The sequence below is a fragment of the Pseudomonadota bacterium genome (assembly GCA_011049115.1).
Taxonomy (GTDB): domain Bacteria; phylum Desulfobacterota; class Anaeroferrophillalia; order Anaeroferrophillales; family Tharpellaceae; genus DSCM01.
In genome coordinates, this window is sequence record DSCM01000016.1 from 1 (window position 1) to 6475 (window position 6475).

Annotated in this window: 3 protein-coding genes and 3 pseudogenes; all 6 read right to left on the reverse strand. The window is 53.9% G+C overall.

All coding sequences use genetic code 11. The annotated features are described in order from the left end of the window. Positions 1-116 precede the first annotated feature (116 nt). Positions 117-638 (reverse strand): annotated as a pseudogene (locus ENN66_01400) (serine/threonine protein phosphatase). Then, positions 622-1644 (reverse strand): annotated as a pseudogene (locus ENN66_01405) (ABC transporter substrate-binding protein). Before ENN66_01405 ends, ENN66_01400 begins: the two co-directional pseudogenes overlap by 17 nt. 142 nt (positions 1645-1786) lie before the next feature. After that, positions 1787-2490, reverse strand: a pseudogene (budA, locus tag ENN66_01410) (acetolactate decarboxylase). A gap of 546 nt (positions 2491-3036) precedes the next feature. Then, positions 3037-5007, reverse strand: coding sequence for a portal protein (locus ENN66_01415; GenBank protein ID HDS15282.1), 1971 nt, complete (start codon positions 5005-5007; stop codon positions 3037-3039). After that, a complete protein-coding gene (locus tag ENN66_01420; GenBank protein ID HDS15283.1) occupies positions 5008-5625 on the reverse strand; it encodes a response regulator in 618 nt (205 codons plus the stop codon). It lies immediately after the preceding gene. After that, a partial coding sequence (locus tag ENN66_01425; protein HDS15284.1) for a PAS domain S-box protein occupies positions 5622-6475 on the reverse strand: 854 nt, incomplete at its 5' end. The genes ENN66_01425 and ENN66_01420, both read right to left, overlap by 4 nt.

The following is a 6475-nucleotide window of genomic DNA, read 5'->3' on the forward strand; positions in this document are numbered from 1 at the left end:
AAGCATCCTTTCACCTCTCTGTATATGGTTTTAAAAACCATATACAGAAAAGGTCGCTGTGGGTGGTCAATTTTCCGTAATCACTAGCTCTTTAACTGATCAATTTTAGAGTATCACAACCAAATGTTTCCCGCGCCCACATCGAAGTACGGTTCGCTCCATTCAAGTTTGCCCAGTTCTCGCGGTATCTGGTACCAATCCCAGTTTGTATAGGGGACAAACTGATACGAATCTTCCAGGCTGCTTAAAATGATTTCCCCCCTTTCCCGATGGTAAAAGGGGGCATACAGGCGGGACGCGGCGTTGAAGGCATAGGGCTCAAAGGCCACGCCGGACCCATAGATCTCCGGATTCCTTTCGACGGTGCTTTTAATCAGAGAAAGCAGTTCCTGCTCTGAATATCGGCCGGTCTCAAGGGCATGGGCCACCCCTTCCGTCACTTTGGTAACGGATGAAAGCGCCGTCTCCACCCGGTTAACCAACGACAAGGCCAGGTTTCGCGCGTTACCTTCCAGCTCTTTTTCTAAAATGATACGGGAACGGTAATAGTTATAGCCAAGGGTCACGGCAAAGATAAACGAACTGCAGAGTGTGATGACAAGGACGAGTTTGGTGGCGATGCTATTTTTCCCCGGCATTGTTCCTCCCCGTAAAGCTCTTGTAGTCGGGATAACCCTGAATCAAACCTTCTTGGGATAAAACACTTCCGACGGCTTGATAGTCCTGCTCATTGAGAAGGCCGGTTATGGACTGAGCGTTGCCGGTCACCATCAGGTCGCGCATCCGCTCAAGCATCCATTTCTGGTGCATCCGGTTGGCGGGCTGTTGCGCCTCGCGCATGTATTTGATGACAATGTCCAGCGCTTCTTCGGGATGGTCGAAGGCGTAGCGCCACCCTTCCAGTGATGCGGCGACAAAGGCCTGCGCCAGGGCGGGATCTTCCCGAATGGTCTTTCCCAGGGTGTAAATCCCGTCCTCTGGAAAATTTATTCCCTGCTCATTGAGCAACAGTACATTCAGCTCCTGCGGATCAACTCACGAGTTGAGGATGGTGTGGTACTCGTTGTACCACATGGCGGAGGTCACATCGATGCCGCCCCGCAGAAAGAGGTTGACCGAGTTTGATTGCGGCACTTCGCGAACCTTGACCGCATGTTTGGCGAAAAGAGCGCGGGGCAGTATGGACAAGTCTCCTTCCCACAGCTCCACCTTCTTTCCTTTCATATCCGTAACGGTTTCCATGGCGCTGGATTTCCTGGAAATTAGCATCATGGTTGATCTCTGGATCATTTGCGCCAGGTTGATAAGCTTTACGCCGGCAGAGCGTTGTTGCAGGGCGGTGGTCAGCCAGAGAACGGCAAAATCGGCTGCGCCATCCTTCAGGGCTTGCGCGGGTGAATGTCCCACTCCCTCCGTCAGGATTTTCAGATCAATACCGTGCCGGGTATAAATCCCCTTGTCGAGAGCCACGTAATAGCCGGCAAACTGCGCCTGAGGGCTCCACAGCGTCATGAGAGAGGCCTTTTTCAGGACGGTGTCCGACGCAAATGTCGAGACCGGAACGGCAAGCCAGATGGAAAAAATCAGCTTGAAGATCAGTGTCTGGATTATTAATGGCTTCATGTTGTTCTGTAAGTCACTCATGGCCCCAGTCGTCCGTCACCGCCTGGCCGATTCCGGCTCGGTATGATGTTTGAAATCCGCCTACCTGCTACCGCGTTCATCCAACGCTCCTGTGGGAATATCCCCAGGGCTTCGGTTTTTCTGCTGAATTCGCGCGCCATGATTATTTTTCCGCCCGGTTCAGATCGCTCTCCGTATCCCTCACAAAATCGCACATCAGATAATCAAGGCCGATGGGGAGGGCAAGCTCCAGGGTGGGCAGAAGCTGTATGCCGACGTCTATATTCCGGGGACGACCTCCAGTAAATGCCCTCCATGCTTCATGTCTGCAGAGAGGAAATGAAGATGCCAGCCCGGCACATTCAGCGAGGCCATGAAGGGCGGAGTATAAAACCCGGCCAGGGTTCCCTCTATTTCATGGAAATGAAACACCGCCTGATCTTGCGCCACGTCAACAAAAGGGCGGTAGTTGTCCTATTTGGGCACCGAGCGGGTTCTGACCTCGTTAAACAGCCCTTCAATCCTTACCGCATAGAAGATATTGGGGGAAGGAATGAGCGAATCCAGCCACTTCAGGAAATCGTCATGGCTGATCTCCCCTGCAAGCGAATCAGTTGTCATGGCCTCGAAGAAGGTAACACAAGAAAAAGGGGTCAGCGCGTCTTCGTCGATCCGGTTCACATCCCCTGCAGCCGTGATCTGGAAAACGCGGCCATCAAGCATCAGCATCTCGCCATCAAGATCATTGAAGGTTCCCAGACCGAAATCACCATGCTTTTTAACTTCAGCCAAGGATATGTTCTGCTCATAGATCCCCTCCACTAGCGCATTGACAGGTGATGATAAATAGATTCTCCCGTTTTTCATGATTTTTTCTTTCCGTACGGTTTATTCGAGGCTGAATAGTAACCAAGCCATTAAATCAAAAAAGCCTCTATGATGAAAGGTGTCCTTGTAGAAGAACCTTCTCTCAAAACTGAGGCTTTTCAAGCGCCGAAAGGATATCAGGTTGGTTGTGCGAACACGACCGAAAAAAACCGTTTCCGAGCTGGAAACGTCTGGCCAGAGAGGATAGAAGCTAAAAGGTTTGCCGGGAATGTCCCGGCGGCAGTGCTCACTGATGCCGATGTGGTTAGAAAAACATGGACGCTTTTCGTAGGTTCTCGTCCCAGGAGACTTTGCTTGACAGTCAAAAGGAGACATACGCAAGGGAATGTTCCCGGAACCGGAATCTAAAAGATCAGGGGCTGTCTGTAATCCTGATCTCAGGAGCAGCCCGTTACCGCAGCAAATATAAACGGCAGCTCAAGAAGGAGGCTCGACAGTCGAATCGCGGGCTGAATTGACGCGATTGAAAATGGAGAACCGGTCTTTGAAACCGAGAAATATGAATGTTTGTTCAGGGCTGCCGACTCAAAGGTTTTCGCGGACTCTGGCCAGTCTTTTGAAGGACTGGCGCTCCTGCTGGTTGCCGACCACCGCCAGCAGGTCTCCTTCGTGAAAAATATAATCGGCTTTGGGGTTGCTGTGAAACTCTTTCTCATGAATGATGCCGACGATGGACGCTCCGGTCCGGCTGCGGACCGCGGCGTCCTTGATGCTCTGATCGAGCAGCGGACTTTCGGGCGGGAGCGTGACCCAGGAGATTTCCAGCATGTTTTTCAGATTGTCAAATTTTGTCAGCAGCTGCAGCTCACTGCTGGCCTGAAAAATCGGGGCATAAACTTGCTGTCGCACACTGTCGGTGTACTGCTGAATGACCGCCACCGGAATTTCGAGATGGAGAAGCGCCTGCCGGGAGATTTCAAGTCCCGCTTCCATCTCCGGCAAGACCGCCATGTAAACTCCGCTTTCGTACAGGGCCCTGGCCTGAGCGGCGCCGTTGGCCCGAACGATGATATGCAGTTCCGGGCGAACGCGATGGGCCTGATCGACAATCGCTTGGGCGGTAATCAGCGAAGGCGTGGTGATCAGTAACAGTCTTGAGGTTCGTATCCGCGAAGCATTGATGACGGTCGCCTGACTCATGTCGCCGAAAATTACGGGAAATTTCGCGGCTTTGCATTCGAGCAGGCGTTGATGGTTGATCTCGATGACGACGAAGGGCAGCTTCAGCTGGGTCAGAATCTCGGCGATATGCTGTCCCACCCGTCCGCCTCCGGCAATGATGACATGATCCCTGAGCCCGGAAGGGGGAAGGTTTTCGGTTTGCAGCGGTTCATAACGAAAGAATCGTTTTTTGAGCTTATAAAAAAGCGGCACCGTGGCGGAGGCGAATGGGGTCAGAACCATGCTCATAACCGAAACGGCCAGGACCAGGGAATACATGTCCTGATTAATGGCTTGGCTTTCAAGGCCGGCCCTGGCGATGACAAAGGCGAACTCGCCTATCTGAAAAAGGCCGAAGCCGACGGCGAGCGGCACGATATTGATGTAGCCGAAAAGCTTGGCCAGCAAAGAGAAGACGGAACCCTTGAACAGGGCGATGAGCAGCATCAGGGAAAGAATCCGCCCCCAGTTGGCCAACAGGAAGACAGGGTCAAGCAGCATACCGACGGAGGTGAAGAATAAAAGCCCGAAAATATCGCGCAGGGGAATGATGTCGCTTAAAGCCTGATGGCCGTAATCTGATTCACTGAGCACCATGCCCGCAACAAAAGCTCCGAAAGCAAAGGACAGCCCGAAAAGGTAGGTTGCATAACCGATCCCCAGGCCAATGGCGGTGATCGACAGGATAAAGAGCTCACGGGATTCCCACTGCGCGACCTGGGCCAGCAGCCAGGGCAGCAGCTTTCTTCCCAGGTAAATCATCAGGACTAGAAAGATCGCCGACTTGACGATGGCGATTCCCAGAAGGGGCAGACCGGCCTCGGGGTTGCTGAGTTGCGGCAGGATGATCATCATCGGCACCACAGCCAGATCCTGAACAATCAGCATGCCGATCATGACCCGACTCGAAAGGGTGCCCAGCAGCCCACGGTTCATCAGGGTTTTCAGCGTGACCATAGTGCTGGAAAGGGAGATCATGGCCCCCAGCCATAAAGCGCTGGTCACGGGCCAGCCCAGATGACGGCCCAGAAAAAAGCCGAACATCAGGGTCAGAATAATTTGCAGGGGGGTTCCGAACAAGGCGATTTTGCGGACCGGTTTGAGCTCGCCGAGAGAAAATTCCAGACCCAGGGCGAAAAGCAGCAGGGCCACGCCGATTTCCGCCAGGAGTTCGATTTTATGCAGCTCGCCGACCGTGATGCCACCGGTATAGGGGCCGACCACGATGCCGGCCAAGATATAACCCAGGATCAACGGTTGTTTGATCTTTTGCGCGATCAGCGCCCCGATCAGGGCCGTAACCACGATAACGACGATATCGGCAGCTAAACCCATTTACTGGTGGGCCCCGTTCGCGGAAAGGGTTTCATGAATCTTGGCGGCCAGGTCGTTCTTGGTGAAAGGTTTCTGAATGAATTGGACCCCGGGATCCAGAATTTCCTGGAGGGCGATAACATTGGCCGTATAGCCGGACATGAACAGGATCTTAAGCTCGGGATGGCTGGTTTTAAGACGCTCGGCCAGCGCTCGGCCATCGAGCTCGGGCATGACGACATCGGTCAGTAACAAGCTGATCCCGCCGGTTTGGCCGGCCGCCAGCTCCAGGGCCCGGCCCGGGGTTGAGGCTTCAAGGACCGTGTAGCCCAGATCTTCCAGCAGTTTTTTGCTGAGTGTGAGCAGGGCCAGGTCGTCCTCGACGAGGAGCACGGTTTCTCCTTGTCCGAGGGGGGGGGCGACTTTCTCGGGGATTGCCGTCAGATGGGCCTGACTGTGGTCGCGGGCCAGATAGATTTTGAAGGTGCTGCCTTTGCCGGGCTCGCTGTAGACGTTGATGAAGCCGTTATTCTGCTTGACGATACCGTGAATCGTGGCCAGCCCCAGCCCGGTGCCCTGGCCGAGCTGCTTGGTGGTGAAGAACGGTTCGAAAATATGTTCCTGAATTTCCTTGCTCATGCCGTAGCCGTTGTCGCTGACCGCCAGCAGAACGAAGTCTCCGGGGGAAAAATCGAGGTGGTCGGCGCAATAGTTTTCGTCAAGGTCACATTTCTGGTTTCGATGGTGAGCTTGCCGACGCTGGCGATCGCGTCCCGGGCATTGACGCAGAGATTGGCCAGAATCTGATCGATCTGGGTGGGGTCCATCAATATCGGCCAGGTTCCGGCTCCGGGTCGCCAGACGAGATCGATGTCTTCGCCGATCAGGCGGCGCAGCATTTTCAGAATGTTTTCCACGGCTTTGTTCAGGTCAAGCACCTGCGGCTTAATCATCTGTTTGCGGGCAAAGGCCGGCAGTTGGCGGGTGATTTCGGCAGCCCGTTGAGCGGCGTTGAGAATTTTCTCGAGATCCTCATGCAGCGGTTCCGTACTTTTTACTTCGCCTAAGGCGATTTCCGCATACCCGATGATGATACCCAGCATGTTGTTGAAATCGTGTGCGACGCCTCCGGCCAGCTGTCCGATCGATTCCATCTTCTGCGCCTGGTGAAACTGTTCCTCGAGTTTCTGCTGCGCGCTGATGTCGTGAATGATGCAATAGAGCAGGGTTTTTCCGCGCAGAGCGATCGGGCTGCTGAAAACCTCCATATTTTTGCTCTCGCCGTCGGCCAGACGGTGACGGAATTTGAAGTAGTTGCGATGGCTTTTGCGGGCTTCAGCCATTTCCGCCTTGATTTGTTCCGGGCTCAGCGTGTTGATTTCCTGCATGTTCATTTGCCGGAGTTTTGCGGTCGTGCAGCCATAAAACCCTGCCGCCGCCGGGTTGGCGTCGACAATTCGGCCGTTTTCTGGATCGATGAGCAGTTTGA

Excerpts from the sequence above, each read along its gene's own strand:
- ENN66_01415 (HDS15282.1), bottom strand. The coding sequence starts at position 5,007 with ATGGGTTTAGCTGCCGATATCGTCGTTATCGTGGTTACGGCCCTGATC.
- ENN66_01420 (HDS15283.1), bottom strand. The coding sequence starts at position 5,625 with ATGAGCAAGGAAATTCAGGAACATATTTTCGAACCGTTCTTCACCACC.